Source organism: Sphingomonas sp. Leaf230, assembly GCF_001421745.1.
Classification (GTDB): domain Bacteria; phylum Pseudomonadota; class Alphaproteobacteria; order Sphingomonadales; family Sphingomonadaceae; genus Sphingomonas.
This window is the reverse complement of record NZ_LMKW01000011.1, coordinates 132,232-153,105: the sequence shown is the minus strand read 5'-3', so window position 1 is coordinate 153,105 and position 20,874 is coordinate 132,232. Positions and strand designations below refer to the sequence as shown.

The window sequence follows — 20,874 nt, the reverse complement described above, 5'->3', positions numbered from 1 at the left end:
CGATGCCCAAGATCGTTTCCGCCCGAGTCATCGTCACCTGTCCGGGACGCAATTTCGTCACGCTGAAGATCGAGTGCGACGATGGCACCACCGGACTCGGCGACGCCACGCTCAACGGCCGCGAGTTGAGCGTCGCGAGCTATCTAACCGATCACGTCGTGCCGTGCCTGATCGGCCGCGATGCGCACCGGATCGAGGACGTCTGGCAGTATCTCTACAAGGGTGCGTATTGGCGCCGCGGCCCGGTGACGATGGCGGCGATCGCTGCGGTCGACACCGCGCTCTGGGACATCAAGGGCAAGCTCGCGGGGTTGCCGGTGTACCAGTTGCTCGGCGGCGCGGCGCGCGATGCGTGCATGGTCTACGCGCACGCCAACGGCACGACGATCGAGGACACGATCGAGGTCGCAAAGGCGGAACAGGCCAAGGGCTACAAGGCGATCCGGCTGCAGTGCGGCGTACCGGGGCTCGCCTCGACCTACGGCGTCGCCAAGCACGGCGCGCGCTACGAGCCCGCCGACGCGGACCTGCCGAGCGAGAGCGTCTGGTCGACCGAGAAATATCTCCGCGTCGTCCCCGAACTCTTCAAGGCCGCGCGTGAGGCGATGGGCTGGGACGTGCATCTGCTGCACGATATCCATCACCGGCTGACCCCGATCGAGGCGGGACGGCTTGGCAAGGCGCTCGAGCCGTACAACCTCTTCTGGATCGAGGACCCTACGCCCGCCGAAAACCAGGAGGCGTTCAAGCTGATCCGCCACCACACGACGACGCCGATCGCGGTGGGCGAGGTGTTCAATTCGATCTGGGACGCGAAGGACCTGATCCAGAACCAGCTGATCGACTATATCCGCGCGACCGTCGTGCATGCCGGCGGCATCACGCATCTGCGCCGGATCGCGTCGCTCGCCGACCTGTATCAGGTGCGGACCGGCTGCCACGGCGCGACCGACCTGTCGCCGGTCGCGATGGCGGCGGCGCTGCATTTCGGGCTGTCGGTGCCCAATTTCGGCGTGCAGGAGCATATGCCGCACACCGACGAGACCGATGCGGTGTTCCCGCACGCATACAGTTTCGACGACGGCATGATGCATCCGGGCGAGGCGCCGGGGCTCGGCGTCGACATCGACGAGGATCTTGCCGCGACCTACGACTACAAGCGCGCCTATCTCCCGGTCGCGCGTCTCGAGGATGGCACGCTGTGCAACTGGTGAACGAGACCGCCGCTCCCGGCAGCGAGAAGCCGCGCGGCAAGGTGCGGTGGATCGTCTGTGCGTTGCTCTTCGCCGCGGTCGCGCTGAGCTATATCGACCGGCTCGTGCTGCCGGTGCTCAAACCCGAACTCCAGGCGCGCTATAACTGGAGCGAGCAGGGCTATGCCGATCTCGCGATCGCATTCCAGGCCGCCTACGGCATCGCCTATGTCCTGTTCGGGCGGTTCGTCGACCGGGTCGGCGCGAAGATCGGCTATGCGGTCGCGGTGACGCTGTGGACGATCGGTCATGTCGCGCATGCGCTGTTCACCAGCGCGGGCATGATGATCTTCGCGCGTATCCCGCTTGCGATCGGCGAGGCCGGTGCGTTTCCGGCGGCACTGGCGGCGGCGAACGAATGGTTTCCGCAACGCGAACGCGCGCTGGCGATCGGCATCTTCAACGCGGGCTCGAACGTCGGGGCGATCCTCACGCCGTTGATCGTGCCGGTGATCGCGGTGACGTTCGGCTGGCGGATGGCGTTCATCGCGACCGGCGCGCTGACCGTGCTCTGGCTGGTCGCCTGGCTCGCCTTCTACCGCTCACCGCGCAAGCATCCGCGCGTGACGCCTGAGGAACTGGCATGGATCGAAGCCGATCCGGTCCCCGCCTCCAAGCCGGTCCGCTGGCGTACGCTGCTGCGGCTGCGACAAACCTGGGCGTACATGCTCGGCCGGTTCCTGATCGACCCGGTGTGGTGGACCTTCCTGTTCTGGCTCCCTGACTTCTTCAATCGGCAATACGGCGTGAAGATGCTCGATTTCGGCCCGCCGCTGGTCGCGGTGTACGTGCTGGCCGACGTCGGATCGGTCGCGGGCGGCTGGTTCTCGTCGCGACTGCTGGCACGCGGCCAGACGCCCAACCGTGCGCGAAAGACTGCGCTGTTCGCCTGCGCGCTGTTCGCCCTGCCGATCATCTTCGCCGCGCAGGCACCCGGGCTGTGGTGGGCGGTCGCGGCGATCGGCTTGGCGTGCGCGTGTCACCAGGGCTTCTCCGCCAACGTGTACGCGATCCCCGGTGACCTGTTCCCACGCGGCATGGGCGGATCGGTGATCGGTCTCGGCGGGCTGGCCGGAGCATTCGGCGGCATGCTGATGGCCAAGTTCGCGGGTACTATCCTCGCCGGCGTCGGTAGCTATGGTCCTATCTTCGTGGTGGCCGGATGCGCCTATCTTGTCGCGTTGCTGGTTATCCACCTGCTCGTACCGCACTATACTCCCGTCGATCCGGAACGCCTCGCATGACCCATCCGCTACGCCTCCATCCCGATCGCCTCTTTCCCAGCGACGGCCGTACCCGCGACATCGCCCGCGCGCTGCATGCGGGCGTGAAGGACCTGCCGATCGTCAGCCCGCATGGGCACACCGATCCGGCATGGTTCGCGCGGAACGAAGCGTTCAGCGATCCCGCATCGTTGCTGATCGTGCCCGATCATTATGTGTTCCGGATGCTCTACAGCCAGGGCGTGCCGCTGGAAGCGCTCGGCGTGCCGACGGTGGACGGTAGCGCGACCGAGACCGATCCGCGAAAGATCTGGAATATCTTCGCGGCAAACTACCATCTGTTCCGCGGCACGCCGTCGCGGATGTGGCTCGACTGGGTTTTCGCCGAGGCGTTCGCGATCGACGTCCGTCTCGAACCTGCGACCGCGGACCTGTATTTCGACACGATCGATGCCGCGCTGAAGATCCCCGAGTTCCGCCCGCGCGCGCTATTCGACCGGTTCGGCATCGAACTGATCGCGACCACCGAAAGCCCGCTCGACCCGCTCGACCACCACGCCGCGATCCGTGCGAGCGACTGGAACGGCCGCGTCGTCACCGCCTATCGTCCCGACCCGGTCGTCGATCCCGAGACGCCGGGCTTCGCCTCCAACGTCCGCCGTTTCGGCGAGACCGCGGGCGAAGACGTCGGCAGCTATGCGGGCTATCTCGCCGCGCACCGCTTCCACCGCGCGCGCTTCCGTGATGCGGGCGCAACCTCGACCGATCACGGCCACCCGTCGGCCTCGACGGCAGACCTGACGCCCGCCGAAGCCGAGGCACTCTATGCGCGCGTCATGGCGCAGCCGACCGCAGCCGAGGCCGAACTCTTCCGCGCGCAGATGCTGACCGAGATGGCGGCGATGTCGGTCGAGGACGGTATGGTGATGCAGCTTCACCCTGCCGTCTCGCGCAGCCACAACACCTCGGTGCTGGCACGCTTCGGTCGCGACAAGGGTGGCGACATCCCGCTGCCCGGCGAGTTCGTCCGCGCGCTGAAACCGCTGCTCGACCGGTTCGGCAACGATCCTCGCCTGACGCTGATCCTCTTCACGCTGGACGAGGACACCTATTCCCGCGAGCTCGCCCCGCTCGCCGGGCATTATCCGTCGCTGCGGCTTGGCCCGCCCTGGTGGTTCCACGATAGTCCGGAGGGCATGCGCCGCTTCCGCAAACGCGCGACCGAGACCGCCGGCTTCTACAACACCGTCGGCTTCAACGACGATACGCGCGCCTTCCTGTCGATCCCCGCGCGACACGATGTTGCGCGCAGGATGGACTGCGCGTTCCTGGCGAAACTCGTCGCCGAACACCGGCTCGAAGAGGATGAGGCGCACGAGGTCGCCCGTGCGCTCGCCTACGACCTCGTCAAGCAAGCCTATCGACTATGAAGCAGCCCGACCTTGAGCTTTGCGCGAAGGGCACGTTCCGGCCGGGACGTCGCGACATCCTGTTCGGAGCGATGGCGATGGTCGCCGCGCCTGCTTTTGGTTCTGGCCCCGCCGCCGAGCCGCGTATCCAGCGTCTGTCGCCCGCGTTCGACCGAATGGTCGCGCCGGGCACGCGGGTCGAGACGATCGCGACCGGCATTCGCTGGGCGGAGGGGCCGGTATGGGTGGAAGCCGGCCAATATCTGCTGTTCTCCGATCCGCCTGCCAATATCGTTCGTCGCTGGCACAAGGGTGGCCCCCCCGTGCCGTTCCTCGATCCGTCGGGGGCAGTCGGTACCGATCCGAAGCTCGTCCGGGAGCCGGGTGCGAACGGACTGACGCTCGATCGCGAGGGGCGGTTGCTAATCGCGAACAGTGGCGGGCGTTCGATCGACCGGGTCAATCTGGTTACGCGGCGGCGCGAGGTGGTGGTCGACCGGTATCAGGGCAAGCGGTTCAACAGCCCAAATGACATGCATGTCGCATGCGACGGGACGATCTACTTCACCGATCCGCCCTACGGCCTGACCGAAGGCGATACGTCGCCGTTGAAGGAACTGGCGATGAACGGCGTGTATCGGCTGCGCCCCGGTGGTGTGGTCGAATTGCTGGAGGGAAGCCTCACGCGACCGAACGGCATCGCGCTGTCGCCTGACGAGACGCGACTCTACGTATCGGTATCGGACGAGACCGCACCACGGATCATGGTCTACGACCTGGATGCGAAGGGCGTGCGCAATACCCGGGTGCTGCTCGATGCCAAGGCGATGAAGGCGCGGGGCGGGGCGGGGTTGCCCGACGGCATGAAGGTCGCGCGGGATGGGACGCTGGTGTGCTCGGTGCCCGGCGGGATGATGTTCATGACGCCCGATGCGGAGCCGCTCGCGCTGGTGACGACCGGCGCGCCGATCGCCAACTGCGCGTTCGGGGAGCGGGGGCGGGCGCTGTACATGACCGCCAACGACCGCGTCCTGCGCCTGCCGCTCCGTGCGGGTTGGCAAGGCTGAGATACCCCCGGTAGCAATCGCTACCGGGGTCGAGGTCGATCAGAACCGGGCGCGGACCCCGAGCCGGTAGATGCGGCCCAGTGTGTCGTACAGCGCCGGATTGACGTCGAGCCCGGTGTTGGTCTGCGGTGCGGGCGCGGGGTCGTGATCGAACAGATTGTCGACCTTGAAGAACATGCTGACCTGCTTGGTCAGGTTCACCGAACCGCCGAGGTCGATGTAGAAGGCACCCTTCATCTTGTTATAGTCGATGGTCGGGTGGTTGGCGGTCGAGGCCGGGCAAGCGCTGGTGCAGACGACATATTGATTGCCGAACACGCCGTCCGAGAACCAGCGCTCCTGCAGGTTGAGGCTAAAGACGTCGTTGTCGTAGCTCTGCGTCGCCAGCCACTTCCAATCCGGCGTCGCGCCGTTGTTGGCCCCGGCTTGGTCGACCACGTCAACGCCGGCGATCCCGGCGTCGACGAGGAACTCCTTCACATGCGTACCCAGCACGCGGAGCGTGAAGTTGCCGGGGATGCCGAGCGGCTTTTTCCACTGATAGCTCGCCTCGATATCGAACCCGCTGGTCTTCCACGATGCCAGATTGAACGGCTGGACGTTGATGAAATTGCCGCCCTGGGTCGGGCTGTTCAGCACGAAGCCGCCGCAGAACGCCTGATTGCCCTCGAAGCAGAAGCGGACGATCTGGTCGGGCGACAATGTCGAGACGACGCCGTCGAGCTTGATCTTGTAATAGTCGAACGACAGGCCGAGACCCGGTGCCCATGACGGATGCGACAGGACGATACCGACCTCGGTGTTGCGCGCGATTTCCGGCTTCAGATCGGGGTTGCCGACGGTGTTCTGGAACGCCTGCACGCCGCTACCGGAAAAGGGATTGGTGAAGTTCGGCAGCGTGGTGACGGTCGGTGCGGCGAACAGTTCGGACAGGTTCGGCGCGCGGACGTCGCGCGACGTGACGGCGCGCAACCGGATACCGTCCAACGGCGTATCCCAAGTGCCGCCGGCCTTCCACGCCCAAACCGTGCCCGACGTTGAGTAGTGCGTCACGCGACCGGCGCCGTTCAGGTTGGCACGACCGATGGCTTCGCTGTTGAACAGGGGCAGGTTGAGCTCGAGGAACCCCTCGTAAACTTCGTACTTGCCGCGGCCGTTCTTGTAGTTGCCTGCCGCCCAGTTGCTACCCAATGCAGAATTCAACAGCGGATCGGCGGGATAGGCGGTGCTGTTGGGGCTGAGTGCGGTGACGCCCGCACCATAGGGGTCGCCGTGGACGCGGTAGAATTCGCGACGATACTCGCCACCGAAGGCAACCGCCAACGGCCCGGCCCACAAGTTGAGCGGCTCGCCGGAGAAGTTGAGGCTGGCGACGTCCTGCGTCAGCTTGGTGCGCTGGAGCGGGCCGTTGGCAGGCGTGACATAGGCGAGCGCCGATGCCGACGGCACCGCACCGCCGAAGATGTTGATAGGCTGGCACCCGGCGGCGCGCGCGGCCGGATCGGCGCAGACAATCGCGCCGTTCAGCGTGATCGCGTTGGTCGCCGCGACATAGCGGGGCTGCAACACGGTATTGTCGACGTCGATCGCCGCCTTTGTGATGCCGTGCTCGTAATAGGCATCGTAGGTCCAGGGCGTGCTGCCGATCTCGAATTTGCCTTTCAGCCCGCCGACGAAACGGTATTGGCGACGGTCCGTCTGGACCAGCGGATCGGGGAAGTTGCCGTTGCTGGTACCGAAGTTGAATTGCGTGATCCCTGGAGTACCGGTGGCGGGATTGATCGCCGTCGCACAACGATCCCGCACCAGCTGTGGCAGGAAGGGGTTGGCGCATTGCACGGCCAGGTTCGGGCGGTTGTACCCTGGGCTCGGCTGGTTGCTGGTCTTCACCTGTGCGACGTTGACGGTGACATAGGCCTCGTTGTTTTCGGCAAAGTCGAAGCCGATCCGCCCGAAGCCGTTGAGCCGTTCCAGCGAGGATTTGAGCGATGCGCCCGAGCCCGGCGCGCCCGACAGGTCGCCGCCGACGCAGAAGCTGTTGGCGGGGAAGCAGTTGGTGACGCCGCCGGTGCCGGTCGGACGACCGTTCGAGCCATAGTTGAAATTATACGGCGCGCCGTTCTGGTCGAACGCGATGCCCTGCAACGGGCCGTTGTTGATCAGGCCGAAGCGCGCATATTGATAGGGCTGGGCATAGTCGCGGTAGTTGAACTGCGGCAGGCCGTTGTTGGTCTGGCCGGTGTTGACGAGCGTGGTCGCGCGATACCAGTCGCGACCCTTGGCGAGGTCGGTGCCGAAATCGCCCGGCCCGACGCCGTCCTCGTCGTCATATTCGCCGCTGACGATCAGGTGCAGTTTGTCGCCGAACAGCGACGTGCCGAACGCGGCCTGGACCAGGCCCTGCTTGTCGTCGCCGTAATTGGTGATGCCGCCCTGCACGTTCGCCTTGAAGCCCTTGAAGCGCGTGTCGGTGATGAAGTTGACCACGCCGCCCACCGCGTCCGAGCCGTAGGAGGCAGATGCGCCGCCGGTGACGACGTCGACGCGCTTGACCAGCAGCTGCGGGAACATGCTGATGTCGGGCACGCCGGAGACGTTGGCGCCGACGACGCGCTGGCCATCGAGAAGGGTCAGCGTACGGATCGGGCCAAGGCCGCGCAACGAGAACGAGCTCAATCCTTGCGTACCGCTCGACGTGCTGAACGTGCCGGTGGAGGCGCCGGTCGAGCCTTGCAGCGACGGCAACTGCGCGACGGCGTTGAAGATGTTTGGCTGCGCGTTCTTGAGGATCTGGTCCTCGCCGATCACGGTCGTCGGTGTTGGCGCGTTATAGCCACTCGAGACGATGCGAGACCCCGTGACGACGATGTCCTTGTCCGGCGCGGCCTGCTCTTCTGCGGCGGTCTGCGGGGTCAGGGGCTGAGGCGGTGCTGCCGGATCGGCCGATTGAGTCGAAGCGGGCAGGTCGGACGGCGGGGCAATTGTCTGGGCTGCGGCAGGGGCGCAGAGCAACGCGGTGGCCAGCACGATCATGCTGGTTGCGTTAACATTGAAAGATCCGACTGACCGTCGACCGCGCGTAACCTTGTTCATCCGTCCATCCCCTTGTCGCACGTAGCGCGTGCCGTGGTCCGGCTTGGCGACGTGTCATTCTTGTCGTTCTCTACGATATACTGAGCGCGGTATCATCTACGACCATGGTCGCAGGTGCGGCGCGCGAGCCGAAGCCTGATGCGTCAGGGCATCAGGCGCTTGCGGCCTTGCGAGAGATGCCAGCGCATCGCCAGCGCCGCGCCGTCCGCATCCTGCGCGCGGATGGCTTCGACGATCGCGTCGTGCTCGTCCATCATCGCCTTGATCACTTCCGGCGCACGCGACCGCGAGATGTCGACCCCGGCGCGGAGGATCCGCATCACCGCATCCTGGAGGTGATCGAAGACCGGCAGGAACGCGGCGTTGGCGGTCGCCTCGGCGATCGCGCGGTGCAGCACCCAGTCCTCGTCATGCGCCGGCGCGTTCGACAGCAACGCGGTGCGCAATGCCTCCAACGCGTGTTCGATCGCGTCCATCTGGTGGTGCGACCGGCGTTGTGCCGCGAGTCGCGCCGCCTCCGCCTCCAGTACGAAGCGGACTTCGTAGGTGCCGAGCGTCGCCGCGATGTCGGCCATCTGCATGTGCGACCCGAGCCGCTCCGACGGTCGCCGCTTGACGTAGGATCCCGCACCGCGCCGCGCCTGCGTGATGCCGTCGGACGCGAGCCTCGCCAGCGCCTCGCGGACGATCGTGCGGGACATGCCGAACATCGTGGCGAGCTTGTCCTCGGCGGGAAGCCGGTCGCCGACCGCGAGCTGCTCATCGAGGATGATCTGGACGATCGCGGTATAGGCGCGGTCCGCCAGCCTTATGCCGTTCGCGGCGGGCTTGTCCGGAACGGTCGGCGGCGGGGTGCTCGGAGTCTTAGACGACATGGCTGAGCGCCAGGACGAACGCGAGGCCGACGACCGAGATCGACGTTTCCAGCAACGACCAGGTGCGGAACGTGTCCGCGGTGCTGGTGCCGACATAGCTCTTGACGAGCCAGAAGCCGGGATCGTTGACGTGACTGAAGAACACGGAGCCCGCGCCGATCGCGAGCACGACGAGTTCGGGCGACACGCCCGAGCTTGCGACGACGCCTGGCATGATGCCTACCGCGGTGATCGTCGCGACCGTCGCGGAGCCGGCAGCAAGGCGGATCCCGACTGCGACCAGCCAGCCGAGCAACAGCGGCGAGATCGAATACATCAATACGGTGCGCGCGAGCAGGTCGGACAGGCCTGCGGTCACCAGCACCTGCTTCAACGCGCCGCCCGCGCCGATCGCGAGCAGGATCGCCCCCGCGGCCCCCATCGTCTCGTGCCACACCGCGTTCTGGATCGCAGCCTCGCGCAGCCGGCGGCCGAACAGCAGCGGGAGCGCGATGAGGTTGGTCAGCAGCAGCGCGACGACAGGGTTGCTCGCGGCAACCAGCCATGCGGTTCCTTTCATGCCCGGGATCATCTGTCCCAGCTCGCCGGTCGCGATCATCAGCACCGGCAGGAGCACGATCAACAGCGACCACAGCCGCGGCGGCGGGGCGATGCCGAGCCCCGGATCATGCAACACCGGTGCTTCCAGCCGCACGCCGCGCGTCGTGAACTTCGCGAGCAGCGGACCGGAGATGATCGCCGTCGGAATGGCGATCGCGATGCCGTAGAGCATCGTCTTGCCGAGGTTGGCGCCCAACGCCTCGACCGCGAGCAGGGGGCCGGGATGGGGCGGGACCAGAGCGTGGACCACGCCGAGTCCTGCCAGCGCCGGCATGATCAGCCTCAACTTGGCGGCATCGCGTTCCGCGCCGTCCTTGCCGGTCATTTCCTCGGCGGCCGCGACGACGATCGGCAGCAGCAGGACGAGGCCGGTCTCGAAGAACAGCGGAAGCCCGACGATGATCGCGATGCCCAGCGTCGCCCAGGGTGCGGCCTGCTTGCCGGTCAACTGCAGCGCGCCTTTGGCAAGCGACGCAGCCGCGCCCGACAGATGCAGCATCGCGCCGAGCGACAGGCCGAGCGCGACGACCAGCCCGGTGCCGCCGATAATGTCGCCGACCCCCTTCTGCACCGCCTTGGCGACGTCGGGGAGGGGGAGCCCGGCGAGCAGGCCGACGGTGAACGCACCGCACAACAGGCCGATGAAGGGGTGGAGTCGACCGCGAACGATCATCAGGACGGCAAGCAATATCCCCGTGAGTGCAGCGATCACGAGTCGCATGTCGGGGCTGATCATCGGCGTACAGATCGCAGTCGCGCGCGCTCGTCCAGTGCTCGTGACATCACGCCCCTCCCGTTGGTCGGCGGCGCCTTCGCCTGCCAATATGATGGCAGATCTGTACGACAGGTCTTTTCGATCTGACAACAAAAAAGGCTTGATTGCGTCCGATAGCGCGGCCCATAGTCAAAACCTGTCCAACCGAATCCGCGTAACGGATCACTGGATCAATAGCGGCTGCCACCGCGTCTCGGCCACCCATCGGCCGCTACGACTTCGGCCGGCGCACAGGGAGGGATGACCATGGAACGGCCTGGATACGATACGCACCAACCTTCGGCCGCGACCACTGCCGTGACGTGCGCCGCGTCGCCGCGCCTGACGCCGACGCAGATCAGGGTCCTTCGCGGCGTCCATTCGGGTTTGCTCAACAAACAGATCGCGTTCGATCTCGGGATCGCGGAGGCTACCGTGAAGGTCCACATGACAGCCCTGATGCGCAAGCTGAACGTCCGCAACCGGACGCAGGCTGCGATCGTCGCGCAGACGCTAGCGATCTGACATCCGCTTTATCCTCCCCCGCCAGGGGGAGGTGGCGCCATAGGCGACGGAGGGGGCGGACGCGGAACAGACGTTATCCTTACCTCCCCCTCCGTCTGGCAAGGGCCAGCCACCTCCCCCTTGCGGGGGAGGATTGAAGGTTCCGAATACGACCTTCGTCGCAGATGAAGCGGGCCTCCACGAACGGTAGGACTGCTGTCCTGATAACGGGAGACGGACGATGGTTGCGAAATGGCTGCTCTGCGGAACAGCGCTTCTTGTCGCCAGCCCGGCTTTCGCAAAGACCGTGTCCGCAAAGACCGCGGCGCCGACCCGGTCGGTCTCGGTCTATCTCAGCCAACCCAATGATCCGCGCGCGATCACCGTCAAGGGCGTCGGCGACGGCCGCGTGGACGACAGCGTGGCGATCCAGCAGGCGATTGACGCGGCGGCGGCTGGTGGTCATGGCGGCGTCGTGTTCCTGCCGTCGGGACGCTACCGGATCACCCGCACGATCTTCATCCGGTCCGCCGTCCGTGTCTTCGGCGTCGGCGCGACTCGCCCCGAGATCGTACTCGCCGACAACAGTGCAGGTTTCGGGTCCGGGGTGGCGGCGATGGTCAGCTTCACCGGCGAGGACCAGTACCGCGTCGGCAAGGCACCCGTACCGCCGCGTACCAGCGTGCCATTCGATCCGGCGATCTTCGACGCGACATCGAGCACCTTCTATTCCACGCTGTCCAACGTCGATTTCCGGATCGGCGACGGCAATGCCGGTGCGGTCGCGGTGCGCTTCCGAGTCGCACAGCACGGCTATCTTCGGCACGTCGACTTCCATATCGGATCGGGTCTCGCCGGCGTCTATCAGGCGGGCAACGAGTTCGAGAATCTGCGCTTCTACGGCGGTCGCTACGGCATCATGTCGGAGAAGACGTCGCCCGCGTGGCAGTTCACATTGCTCGATTCGGAGTTCCAGGGGCAGCGCGACGCCGCGATCCGCGAGCATGAGGTCGACCTGACGCTGGTCAACGTCGCGATCCGGGATACGCCGGTTGGAATCGAGATCGACCGCGGTTATTCGGATTCGTTCTGGGGCAAGGACGTCCGGTTCGAGAACGTGTCGCAGGCGGGCATCGTCGTTTCCGCCGAGAACAGCGTCTTCACGCAGATCGGCTTCGACAATGCGGTCGCGAGCAACACGCCGACCTTTGCGCGCTTCCGTGACAGCGGCAAGACCGTCGCGGCGGCGGGGCCGACCTACCGAGTCGCCGACTTTTCCTACGGTCTGAAGCTCGCGGGCCTCGGCACGATCGGCGAATATGCGACCGACGTCTCGATCGCGCCGCTCGCACGCCTTCCTGCCCGACGCGCGCCGGCGATCCGGGCCATGCCGGCCGTGCGCGAATGGGCGAACGTGCATGATTTGGGCGTCAAAGGTGACGATACCACCGACGATACCGCAGCCTTGCAGCGCGCGATCGACACCCACCGTGTGCTGTATCTTCCGGTCGGTCGCTACCGCGTCACCGACACGCTGAAGCTGCGGCCCGACAGCGTGCTGATCTCGCTACACCCGAGCCTCACGCATCTCTATCTCCCCGACGAGACGCCGGCCTATATGGGCGTCGGTGGCCCGAAGGCTCTGCTGGAGAGCGCGAAAGGCGGCAACGCTATCGTCTCCGGCCTGGGCTTATGGACCGGCGGCGTGAACCCGCGTGCGACCGCGCTTCTCTGGAGGGCGGGCGAGGCGTCGATGATCAATGACGTCAAGATCCAGGGCGGCGGCGGCACCGTGCTGACCAAGGGCAGCCCGATCGGATTCGGCGATCCGCGTGCGCGCTTCGATGGCCAGCATCCGAGCATCTGGGTGACCGACGGCGGCGGCGGCACGTTCGCGGCGATCTGGTCGCCGAACACGCTGGCATCGGCTGGATTCCACGTCTCGAACACCAAGACCCCCGGCCACGTCTACGAACTCTCGGCCGAGCATCATTATCGCGCGGAAATCGTACTCGACAACGTCGAGAACTGGGAATTCCTCGCGCCGCAGACCGAGCAGGAGGTGCGCGACGGCGTCGATGCGATTTCTACGGAAATCCGCAATTCGCGCAACATCCTGTTCGCCAATTATCACAGCTACCGCGTCACGCGGTCGATCAAGCCGATGGACGCCGCGGTAAAGCTCTACAATTCCGGCGATATCCGTTTCCGCAATGTCCATGTGAACGCCGAAAGCGGGTTTGCGAGCTGCGATGCGAAGGGCTGCGGCACATATCTGCGCGCGAGCAAGTTCCCGTTCGAGAACGCGATCAAGGACATGACGCGCGGGCAGGAAGTGCGCGAACTCGAGTTCGCCAAGCTCGACGTGCCGGCCGCACCTGCAACGGCGGTCCAAATCCCGATACCCGCAACGCCTGGCGTCGAGAAACTCGCCGACGGTTTCTATTCGATCGCCGGTGGCGCGGTCGATGCGCAGGGCAAGCTGTACTTCATCGATCGCCGCTTCCAGCGGATCCATGGCTGGTCGAAGACCGAAGGCCTGTCGATAGTCGCGGAAGCGCCGCTCGACGCGGTGAACCTCGCGGTCGACAAGTCCGGCGATCTGCTGGTGCTGTCATCGGCCGGGCGAGACGGGACCGTCTACAGCATCGACCCGACCAAGCCCTCCGACGTCAAGGTCATTGCGCCGACCCCAGCCAAGGCGCGACGCGGTGCGGCGACGGTGCTGCCCGTCAACGTCTGGGCGAATGGAGAATTCGCCGACCGGATCGATCCGACGACGTACCAATATCCACCGCTCGCCGATTTCTTCACGAGCAAGATGGGCGAGGCGAAGGCGCAGGAATATGTCTCGCCCGACGGTTCGCTGGTGCTCCCGGCGTTCCGCGTGTGGAACCAGGGGCCTGACGATCATCAGGGTTGGCGCTGGTCCGATACGCTCGACTCTTACGGGTTCGTCACGGCGCCCCCCGGCGAGCGGGTGGTGCTGACCAACGGATCGGAGAACCGCACGTACAGCGGCCTGGTTGGCGACAATGGCCGGGTGACGGACCTCAAGGTCGTCGCACCGCGCGGCGGTGAGAGCGCGGCGCGCGACGCGGCCGGCAACCTGTACGTCGCCAATGGACAGGTGTTCGTCTACCGGCCGGACGGCACGCTGTTACGCCGTATCGACGTACCGGAACGTCCGCTGCAACTCGTCATCGGTGGCGCCGATCGTCGTACGCTGTTCATCCTGGCGCACCACGCACTCTACTCTATCGGACTGTAAGCGCGCCGGGCGGTCGGTCAGATCGCCCGCTTGCGCCGAACCAGGCTGACCGTCTGGATCAGCGTCGCCAGCGCGGTCAGCACGATGCCGAGCATGGCCACGCCGGACCAGCCGGCCGCGGCCCAGGCCTGCGTCGCGGCAGCGGACCCGACCGCGCCGCCCAGGAACATCCCGCCCATGAAGATCGTGTTGAGCCGTGCCCGGGCCTCCGGGCGCAGCGCGTAGACGATGTGCTGGTTGGAGACGAGCGCGCTCTGGACCGCGAAATCGAGCACGATGACGCCGACGACCATGCCCACGATCGACGTCCACACGCCGAACAGGATCCACGACACCAGCGTCAGCGCTGCGCCGAGCGCGATCACCGTGTGCGGGCCCTTTCGATCTGCGTACCGTCCGGCGATCGGTGCGGCGAAGATGCCGACTGCGCCGACGATGCCGAACAGGCCCGCGACGTCGGCGCCCAGCGCATAGCGCGGCTCTTGAAGTCTGAGCGCGAGGATCGTCCAGAACGCGGTGAATGCGGCGAAGATCAGCGACTGGGTGACGGTCGCCAGTCGCAATGCGCCGAACTCGCGCCACAGCCCGACGAGCGAGCGGAGGAGGCCGCCATAGGACAGTGTGGCGGCTGGCTGGCTGCGGGGCAACTTGATCGCCATCCAGAGGCCGACGGCGAGCGCCATCGGCACGCCGAGCCAGAACATCTCGCGCCAGCCGGCATGCGTGGCGACGAAGCCGGCGAGTGTTCGGCTCAGCAATATGCCGCACAACAGGCCCGACATGACCGTGCCGACGGTTGCCCCGCGTCGGTCCGGCGCGGCGAGGTTGGCGGCCAGCGGGACGATCTGCTGCGCGACCGTGGAGGCGATACCGACCAGCAGCGATGCAGCCACGACGAGCCCAGCGGTGGGCGCGACTGCGGCGGCGACCAGCGAGGCGGCGAGGACGGCGAACTGGATCACGATCAGGCGCTTGCGCTCGATCAGGTCGCCAAGCGGTACGAGGAAGAACAGGCCGGCGGCATAGCCGAGCTGTGTGGCGGTGGGGATCAGCGTGGACAGCTTGCCCGGCAGGTCTTTCTCGATCACGCCCAGCATCGGTTGATTATAATAGATGTTGGCGACCGCGACGCCGGCAGCGGCCGCCATCGCGAACGTCACGCTGCTGGTCAGGACATAGCCCGTCGTACGAGGTTCCGGGCGGTCTTGCGCGGTCGATGTCATGGTCAATTCCGGTGTACGGCGCCGCGCCTGACGGGCGCGCCATGCTTGCAGGTGAATGGGTCGAGCGTTGTTAGCGGGCGGCGACGCGCGCTCGGGTTAGATGGGCAGTTCGCCCGTAAGGTAAAGTGCGGACGGCAGGCCCGATGGCAGCGTAGGTTCGGGCGCGGTACGCGTTGCGGCGGCGTGAAGCCACTCTGGGCCACCGTCGCGGTGCCGGGTCGAGCCATCCGACCGCGTCGGCACCTTGCCGTAAATCGGCGGCCCGTCGCGACCGGGCGATCCTGCGCCGAACGACGCCGCGATGTTGCCGTAGGTCGACGGATCGCGCCCGTCGAGACTGAGCCGGTCGTTCAGGTAACAGGCGGTCGCCCACGCCGTCTCCGGATCGGGGGTCAAGGCGATGATCCGTTTCGCCCAGTACATGCGCAGGTTGTTGTGCATCCAGCCGTCGACCAAGAACTGGCGCTGGCAGGCGTTCCAGGTCTCGTCGCGGGTGGTTCCGTTGAGCAGGTCGGCGAGCGTTTCCACTTCCGGACGCGGGTCAGAAGCGTGAGCGGCCAGCGTTTCGCGGGCCCATTCCGAGACGCGGTCGTAGCGCTCGGGCGAGGGAAGCGCGCGAGCCTGGTAGTGGAACCACTCGCGCCATGTCAGCAGTTCGTCGGCGAATTTGGTCTTGGCGGCGGCGGGCGCATCGGCGGCTTCGACGGTGGCCATGACTTCGCGCGGGCCGATCACGCCGAAATGCAGATAGGGCGAGAGCATGCTAGCACCGACCGGCTTGGTCGCATCGTTGCGGGTCGTCGCATAGGTCGGCAGCACAATGTCCATCAGCCGTTCGAGCTTGCTTAGCGCGCCCTCGCGACCGGCCGGGAAGTCCGGACTGAGCGCAAGCGAATGATCGATCGCCGCGCTTTCGACCAGACGGTCAAGGTCGTCATCGCTGCATGACTCAAGTCGATCCGATGTGAAGGGCAGGGGGCCGTCATACGCGGCAACGCCCGCCTGAAGGTCGTCGGTCGCCAGCCAATCCGCACGCACTGCCTCGTGCTTGCGCCGGAACGCGGTGGTCGAGCCGATGCCGTCGCCGAGCAGCGCGGGGGGTACCAAGCATGCGGCATTGACCGCGAACATCGCGACTTCGGTACGGGCGGCGACACGGTCCGATTGCCAGCGCGCGACGAAAGTCGGCTGGTCCTCGACGAACACCGCGGCGCTGTCGGCGGCCAGACGGTAGACCAGACCCTTCTCGCGTGCGTCGGCGCTGTCGACATGCTGGACGCAGGCAAGGCGGCGCTGCCGGCAGTCGCGCGCCAGATCGCGGCTTGCGCTGAGAATGAAGCGGTGAAGGCGATCGGACGCGTAGGGGTAGTCCTCGCGCAGCCCGTGATAGACGAGGACCGGCAGGCCGAGATCGTTGCCGAGACGGATCGCCGCGTCGATTACCGGATTGTCCCGCGCCCGCAACGCCTGTTGCAGCCAGCAGAGAACGTAGCGTCCGCTTGGTCGGACTTCGGCTGCGTTCATCCGGCGAACGCGAGGCGCCTCCGACCAGGATTGTAGCGGCGGGACGTTCGAGGCTTGCGGAAATTGCGGTATCATTGTCGCCCAACACACAGGCTTCGTTCTACGATCCCTTAAGGTCGTGAGTATGCATTGCATCGAGCGCCTCGGAGATCAGCGCGGCGACGACAGTCTGGCCAAGCGCATCCGCCTCCACCAAGGCATCCTCAAGATGCTCGCGAAGCCGTTGATCGGGATTTAGCATCCGTTGTGGCATATCCGAATATACCGACCGAAACGTCTGGCTACAGAAGTCGTCTCTTCTACTAGTCCCGCAAAAATACCACTTCGGCCCATTAATTCCAAAAAAGGTATCGCTACCTTACGCGGCGGCCGAATTTTCGAATCATAAATCGCGGTAGTAAAAGATTTCTGGTTCGTCTGCCGGACGTAAGCCGACGATCTGCCCTGCCGGTTGCCAGTTGGTAAGCCTCAAAAGTCCGATTGCTGCGCTGTTGTCGGCACCGGTCGAGATGAAAACCCGCCCGTTCAGGATCGAATTAAGCTCGGCTATCAACGATTGGGCGATCCCGTGGCGACGATAGTCGGGATCGACCACCAGTTTGTTCACATAGTCCATGCCGATGCATCCACCGGTCTGCCACGCGATATAGCCTGCGATGACGCCGTCCACTTCAGCTACAAGCATGCGGCGCTCAACGATCTCTGCGATCCGGTCTCCGGGGAAGGAATCGAACGCCATCAACCGGGACAGGTCATAGGGTTCGGCGGCTCGGATCGCGGTCATGGTCTCTCCCTGCTGCCACCGATCGCTGGGTCCAGGTCGGCGGCTTGAAGGGCAGAACGGACGTTCCGGCTGGAAGTCTCACGAGTTGCTTTAGATTATAGAGATTCCTGGTACGTTCTCGCTGCGGGTAGCGGCCGTGCGCGAACGAGTTGCCTGGACCGTGTTCGCGCGGATAAGCTGGCGGAATGGAAAACACCGCACCGCAGCTCGATCTGTTCACCCGCCTCGAAATCGCGATCGAGGAGCGCAACGAGGCCGCCGAAGCCTTCGACGTCTTCAAGCAGGATGCCGTGATGGCACACGCCCCGGCTGCCGGAGCGGACCCGGCCGTGACGAGCGAGGACGCCGCCGATGCCGCGGCGGGCGAGGTCGACGACTTCAACGCCGAGGTGAACGCGCTGTTGCAGGGCGCGACGGACGCGGAGCTTGCCGGCGCATACGAACAGTCGGGTGGCGAGGTCGGCCACCCGGTGGCCGAGGCGCTGCTGGGCGAGATCAAGCGTCGCGAGGGTCGCGCCTAACCGTCCGACGCCGCCGTTAGCCGGGACATTTCACGGCACGATGAGTCTAAATGCCGCGCTGCAACGTATTTGTCATACCGTTGCGGCGTTGGCGCTCCCTTGCCGGCCCGGACGGTGCTCGTTGATCGAGCTGCCGAGGCGGTCGGCCTACCTTGTTTTCACAGCATGTTTTCTGGGTAGGCCGGCGGCTGCGCGCCGTTCTTTGCGATTGGAATGCAGTTCGCCAGCGCACGGCGTGCGGCACTCCAGCCAGATCAACGCGATAGCCCTTTCCACCACTCGCCCAACCGCCTAAGCGAAACGCATCCCCGGGGGGCCGCTGATGTGCGGCTGAGAGGTGGGCAACAGCCCATGACCCGCTGAACCTGATCCGGCTTATACCGGCGTAGGGAGGGTCTGCGGCTGGCCCGTCGTCCCTCCGATTGGAGTGGACGTGACGTTTTTTATTGCTGGTTTTTCGTTGTGACGCGCCCGTTTATAGCGCGTGGCCGCCCCGCTCTTCTGGTAGTGCTGACCCTCTCGGCGAGCCTTGCCGCGTCCTGTGCAAGCGCGCAGGTAGCGTCCGAGCCGGTCGAACCCGCCGAAATCCGCGTGGTCGGCAAGCAGGACCCGGCCGGCTTGTTGCCCGACCAGAAGGTCCCGCGCGCGCAGAGTGCGATTTCCGCCGACTTCATCGTCAAGCAGGCGCCGACGCTCAACGCGTTCCAGCTCGTCACGCTGCTGCCCGGCGCGAACGTCGCATCGAGTGATCCGTACGGCCTGTCGACCAGTTCGAGCCTGACGTTGCGGGGGCTTGGCCAGGACGAGATCGGCGTGCTGATGGAAGGCGCGCCGCAGAACGACATCGGCTATTATTATGCCTATCCGTCGCAGTTCGCGGATCCCGAGAATCTGAAGCGTATCTCGCTGGCGCAAGGATCGGTCGATATTGATTCACCTACGCTCGGAGGGGCAGGGGGGCTGTTGTCGCTCGCACTCGACGATCCGAAAGCACGGTCCGGCGCGCTCGTCGATCTGTCGCTCGGCAGCTACGCGGCGCGGCGCGGCTTCTTCCGCATCGATAGCGGGACGATCGGCAATACTGGGCTGAAGGCGTTCCTGTCCTATTCGAACACCCGCGCGGACAATTGGCGGGGTGCCGGTTTCGACACGCGCCAGCATATCGACGCGAAGATCCTGGGCGAGTGGGGCGCCGGCAACCGCGCCAGCCTCGCGCTGTCGTACAACGACGCGAACTCGTCGAGCTACCCGAGCCCGACACTCGCCGAATGGACCGCGCAAGGTCGCGGCTTCAACTACGACAAGCGCTACACCGCGGGGAACACCAACTACTGGCGCCTGTACCGCGCGCCGTTCCGCAATCTCTATGCCTCCGCACCGGTGCATCTGGTGCTGACGGACCGCCTCGCGCTCGACACCACCACATACCTCCAGTTCGGTTACGGCAACTCGCCCTACGGCACGCAACTGACCACCGAAGGGAATTTCCTCGGGACCGAAGAACTGGCGCAGCCGATCGCGCTGCCCGGTGCGGTCGACGGCGTCGCGACCGTGCTCGGCAATTACACCGGCGACCAGATGCGGACCGGCAACGTCAGCAAACTGACCTTGAAGGCTGGCACACACACGCTCACGGCGGGACTCTGGTTCGACTACGGCACCGACCGCGTCACGCAGTCGTACACCTCGATCGACACCGATGGGCAGCCATTCGATCGCTGGGGCTATCGCGCGGAGGCGATCCGCACCGCCGACGGGCGCCTGCTCGCCTATGAGAACCAGCGCACCGTGACGGTCACAAAGGGCTTCTTCTTAGCCGACAGCATCGCGCTGACGCCGCGGCTGACGATTGATGCCGGGTTCAAGGGCGTCAACGTGCTGCGCAACGGGCGCAATTACCTGCCCGGGCCGCAGAACAAGGTGCGCAACGACAGTTTCGCCGCCTTGCCGCGTGCCGCGATCCACTACCGGCTCGACGATCGCCAGCAGCTGTTCGCCAACATCACCACCAACTTCCGCACGCCCAACGAGTTCACGCTCTACAACAGCTATTATGGCGGCGAAGTGGTCGTGCAGGGGACGAACGCGCTCAAGAACGAATATTCGGTGTCGCAGGAGATCGGCTATCGCTTCGTCGGCGAACAGCTCTCCGCCTCGGTGACCGGCTTCCACTACAAATTCCGCAACCGCCAGCTCGCCACCGTGATCGACCAGGGCGGCGCACAGGTCAACGCGACGATCAACGCCGGCGGACAGACCTCCTACGGCGTCGATGCGGAGATCGACTACCGCCCGGTCGCCGGGGTCAGCCTGTATCTTTCCGGCGAATATCTGCGCGCGCGGATCGACGACGACTTGCCGGTCGGCGCGGACTTCCTGCCGACCAGGGGGAAGCATGCGGTGTCCAGCCCGACCGTGCAGTTCGGCGCAGGCGGGATCTACGATGACGGCCGGTTCTTCGGCAGCGTCGCGTCGAAATATATCGGCCGGCAATATGCGAGCTTTATGAACGACGAGCGCATCAAGGGCTATGCGACGCTCGACCTGTCGGTCGGCATGCATCTGGCGGACTGGCTCGACGGCAAGCGGACCGACCTGCGCGTCAACGCGATCAACGTCACCGATCCGCACGTCCTCGCCGGCGTGCAGTCGGTCAGCACCAACGCGCAGGACACGATTGGCCGAGGCGGCACGGTCATCGCCGGCGCGCCGCCCGCTTATTATGTCGGCAGCGGCGCGGCGGTCATGGCGACGATCTCGCGAGCGTTCTGAG

Annotated in this window: 15 protein-coding genes and 1 riboswitch; of the genes, 8 read left to right on the top strand and 7 right to left on the bottom strand. The window is 65.7% G+C overall.

The genetic code is table 11. From position 1 onward, the window contains the following. The first annotated feature begins 2 nt into the window (after positions 1–2). From manD to ASE82_RS14905, 4 genes are read left to right on the top strand one after another with little or no spacing between them, the layout of a single operon-like run. Positions 3–1,214 (top strand): D-mannonate dehydratase ManD, encoded by a 1,212-nt coding sequence (manD, locus tag ASE82_RS14920; RefSeq protein WP_056065022.1) that lies wholly within the window; start codon positions 3–5, stop codon positions 1,212–1,214. Next, positions 1,208–2,497, top strand: coding sequence for an MFS transporter (locus ASE82_RS14915; protein ID WP_235524756.1), 1,290 nt, complete (start codon positions 1,208–1,210; stop codon positions 2,495–2,497). The genes manD and ASE82_RS14915 overlap by 7 nt, the downstream gene beginning before the upstream one ends. Continuing rightward, positions 2,494–3,906: a glucuronate isomerase gene (uxaC, locus tag ASE82_RS14910; RefSeq protein WP_056065020.1), complete on the top strand. Its 1,413-nt coding sequence runs from the start codon at positions 2,494–2,496 to the stop codon at positions 3,904–3,906. The genes ASE82_RS14915 and uxaC overlap by 4 nt, the downstream gene beginning before the upstream one ends. Next, complete coding sequence (locus ASE82_RS14905; protein WP_056065017.1) at positions 3,903–4,952, top strand: SMP-30/gluconolactonase/LRE family protein; 1,050 nt, start codon at positions 3,903–3,905, stop codon at positions 4,950–4,952. The genes uxaC and ASE82_RS14905 overlap by 4 nt, the downstream gene beginning before the upstream one ends. A 39-nt stretch (positions 4,953–4,991) precedes the next feature. On the opposite strand, the gene ASE82_RS14900 is transcribed toward ASE82_RS14905, so the two are convergent. The 3 genes from ASE82_RS14900 to ASE82_RS14890 all read right to left on the bottom strand — a co-directional run bounded on the left by ASE82_RS14900 (position 4,992) and on the right by ASE82_RS14890 (position 10,256). Continuing rightward, positions 4,992–7,985, bottom strand: a complete 2,994-nt coding sequence (locus tag ASE82_RS14900) for a TonB-dependent receptor plug domain-containing protein (protein WP_082441543.1) — start codon at positions 7,983–7,985, stop codon at positions 4,992–4,994. A gap of 203 nt (positions 7,986–8,188) precedes the next feature. Further along, complete coding sequence (locus ASE82_RS14895; protein WP_056065016.1) at positions 8,189–8,920, bottom strand: FadR/GntR family transcriptional regulator; 732 nt, start codon at positions 8,918–8,920, stop codon at positions 8,189–8,191. After that, positions 8,910–10,256 (bottom strand): GntP family permease, encoded by a 1,347-nt coding sequence (locus tag ASE82_RS14890; RefSeq protein ID WP_056065014.1) that lies wholly within the window; start codon positions 10,254–10,256, stop codon positions 8,910–8,912. The genes ASE82_RS14895 and ASE82_RS14890 overlap by 11 nt, the downstream gene beginning before the upstream one ends. A gap of 285 nt (positions 10,257–10,541) precedes the next feature. Between ASE82_RS14890 and ASE82_RS14885 the strand changes: the two genes are divergently transcribed. Then, positions 10,542–10,799 (top strand): helix-turn-helix domain-containing protein, encoded by a 258-nt coding sequence (locus tag ASE82_RS14885; RefSeq protein ID WP_082441542.1) that lies wholly within the window; start codon positions 10,542–10,544, stop codon positions 10,797–10,799. A 220-nt stretch (positions 10,800–11,019) separates the two neighbouring features. After that, entirely contained in the window at positions 11,020–14,049 is a 3,030-nt protein-coding gene (locus tag ASE82_RS14880; protein WP_056065012.1) for a glycosyl hydrolase family 28-related protein, read from the top strand. 17 nt (positions 14,050–14,066) lie between these two features. On the opposite strand, the gene ASE82_RS14875 is transcribed toward ASE82_RS14880, so the two are convergent. From ASE82_RS14875 to ASE82_RS14865, 4 genes are all read right to left on the bottom strand, one after another. Continuing rightward, positions 14,067–15,272 carry an MFS transporter gene (locus ASE82_RS14875; protein WP_056065009.1) on the bottom strand — a complete coding sequence of 402 codons (1,206 nt, stop codon included), beginning with the start codon at positions 15,270–15,272 and terminating at the stop codon, positions 14,067–14,069. A gap of 96 nt (positions 15,273–15,368) precedes the next feature. Then, the gene (locus ASE82_RS14870) at positions 15,369–16,796 is read right to left on the bottom strand and encodes a deoxyribodipyrimidine photo-lyase (protein ID WP_235524736.1); all 1,428 of its coding nucleotides are present in this window, start codon (positions 16,794–16,796) and stop codon (positions 15,369–15,371) included. A 100-nt stretch (positions 16,797–16,896) separates the two neighbouring features. Beyond that, positions 16,897–17,037: a hypothetical protein gene (locus ASE82_RS19545; protein WP_156348917.1), complete on the bottom strand. Its 141-nt coding sequence runs from the start codon at positions 17,035–17,037 to the stop codon at positions 16,897–16,899. A gap of 141 nt (positions 17,038–17,178) precedes the next feature. Next, positions 17,179–17,580, bottom strand: a complete 402-nt coding sequence (locus tag ASE82_RS14865; RefSeq protein ID WP_056065005.1) for a GNAT family N-acetyltransferase — start codon at positions 17,578–17,580, stop codon at positions 17,179–17,181. Between the two features lie 185 nt (positions 17,581–17,765). On the opposite strand from ASE82_RS14865, the gene ASE82_RS14860 reads away from it, so the two are divergent. Together ASE82_RS14860 and ASE82_RS14855 are read left to right on the top strand one after the other, a co-directional pair. Beyond that, complete coding sequence (locus tag ASE82_RS14860) at positions 17,766–18,101, top strand: hypothetical protein (RefSeq protein WP_056065003.1); 336 nt, start codon at positions 17,766–17,768, stop codon at positions 18,099–18,101. Positions 18,102–18,400: 299 nt separating this feature from the next. Next, positions 18,401–18,510: riboswitch (TPP riboswitch) on the top strand. A gap of 53 nt (positions 18,511–18,563) precedes the next feature. Beyond that, positions 18,564–20,873 carry a TonB-dependent receptor gene (locus tag ASE82_RS14855; RefSeq protein WP_443025113.1) on the top strand — a complete coding sequence of 770 codons (2,310 nt, stop codon included), beginning with the start codon at positions 18,564–18,566 and terminating at the stop codon, positions 20,871–20,873. Position 20,874 lies beyond the last annotated feature (1 nt).

What these genes read in the sequence shown, in the direction of transcription:
- ASE82_RS14875 (WP_056065009.1), bottom strand. Translation starts at nt 15,272, where the DNA reads ATGACATCGACCGCGCAAGACCGCCCGGAACCTCGTACGACGGGCTAT.
- ASE82_RS14870 (WP_235524736.1), bottom strand. Translation starts at nt 16,796, where the DNA reads ATGAACGCAGCCGAAGTCCGACCAAGCGGACGCTACGTTCTCTGCTGG.
- ASE82_RS14880 (WP_056065012.1), top strand. Translation starts at nt 11,020, where the DNA reads ATGGTTGCGAAATGGCTGCTCTGCGGAACAGCGCTTCTTGTCGCCAGC.
- ASE82_RS14860 (WP_056065003.1), top strand. Translation starts at nt 17,766, where the DNA reads ATGGAAAACACCGCACCGCAGCTCGATCTGTTCACCCGCCTCGAAATC.
- uxaC (WP_056065020.1), top strand. Translation starts at nt 2,494, where the DNA reads ATGACCCATCCGCTACGCCTCCATCCCGATCGCCTCTTTCCCAGCGAC.
- ASE82_RS19545 (WP_156348917.1), bottom strand. Translation starts at nt 17,037, where the DNA reads ATGCTAAATCCCGATCAACGGCTTCGCGAGCATCTTGAGGATGCCTTG.
- manD (WP_056065022.1), top strand. Translation starts at nt 3, where the DNA reads ATGCCCAAGATCGTTTCCGCCCGAGTCATCGTCACCTGTCCGGGACGC.
- ASE82_RS14905 (WP_056065017.1), top strand. Translation starts at nt 3,903, where the DNA reads ATGAAGCAGCCCGACCTTGAGCTTTGCGCGAAGGGCACGTTCCGGCCG.
- ASE82_RS14900 (WP_082441543.1), bottom strand. Translation starts at nt 7,985, where the DNA reads ATGATCGTGCTGGCCACCGCGTTGCTCTGCGCCCCTGCCGCAGCCCAG.
- ASE82_RS14890 (WP_056065014.1), bottom strand. Translation starts at nt 10,256, where the DNA reads ATGATCAGCCCCGACATGCGACTCGTGATCGCTGCACTCACGGGGATA.
- ASE82_RS14885 (WP_082441542.1), top strand. Translation starts at nt 10,542, where the DNA reads ATGGAACGGCCTGGATACGATACGCACCAACCTTCGGCCGCGACCACT.
- ASE82_RS14865 (WP_056065005.1), bottom strand. Translation starts at nt 17,580, where the DNA reads ATGACCGCGATCCGAGCCGCCGAACCCTATGACCTGTCCCGGTTGATG.
- ASE82_RS14895 (WP_056065016.1), bottom strand. Translation starts at nt 8,920, where the DNA reads ATGTCGTCTAAGACTCCGAGCACCCCGCCGCCGACCGTTCCGGACAAG.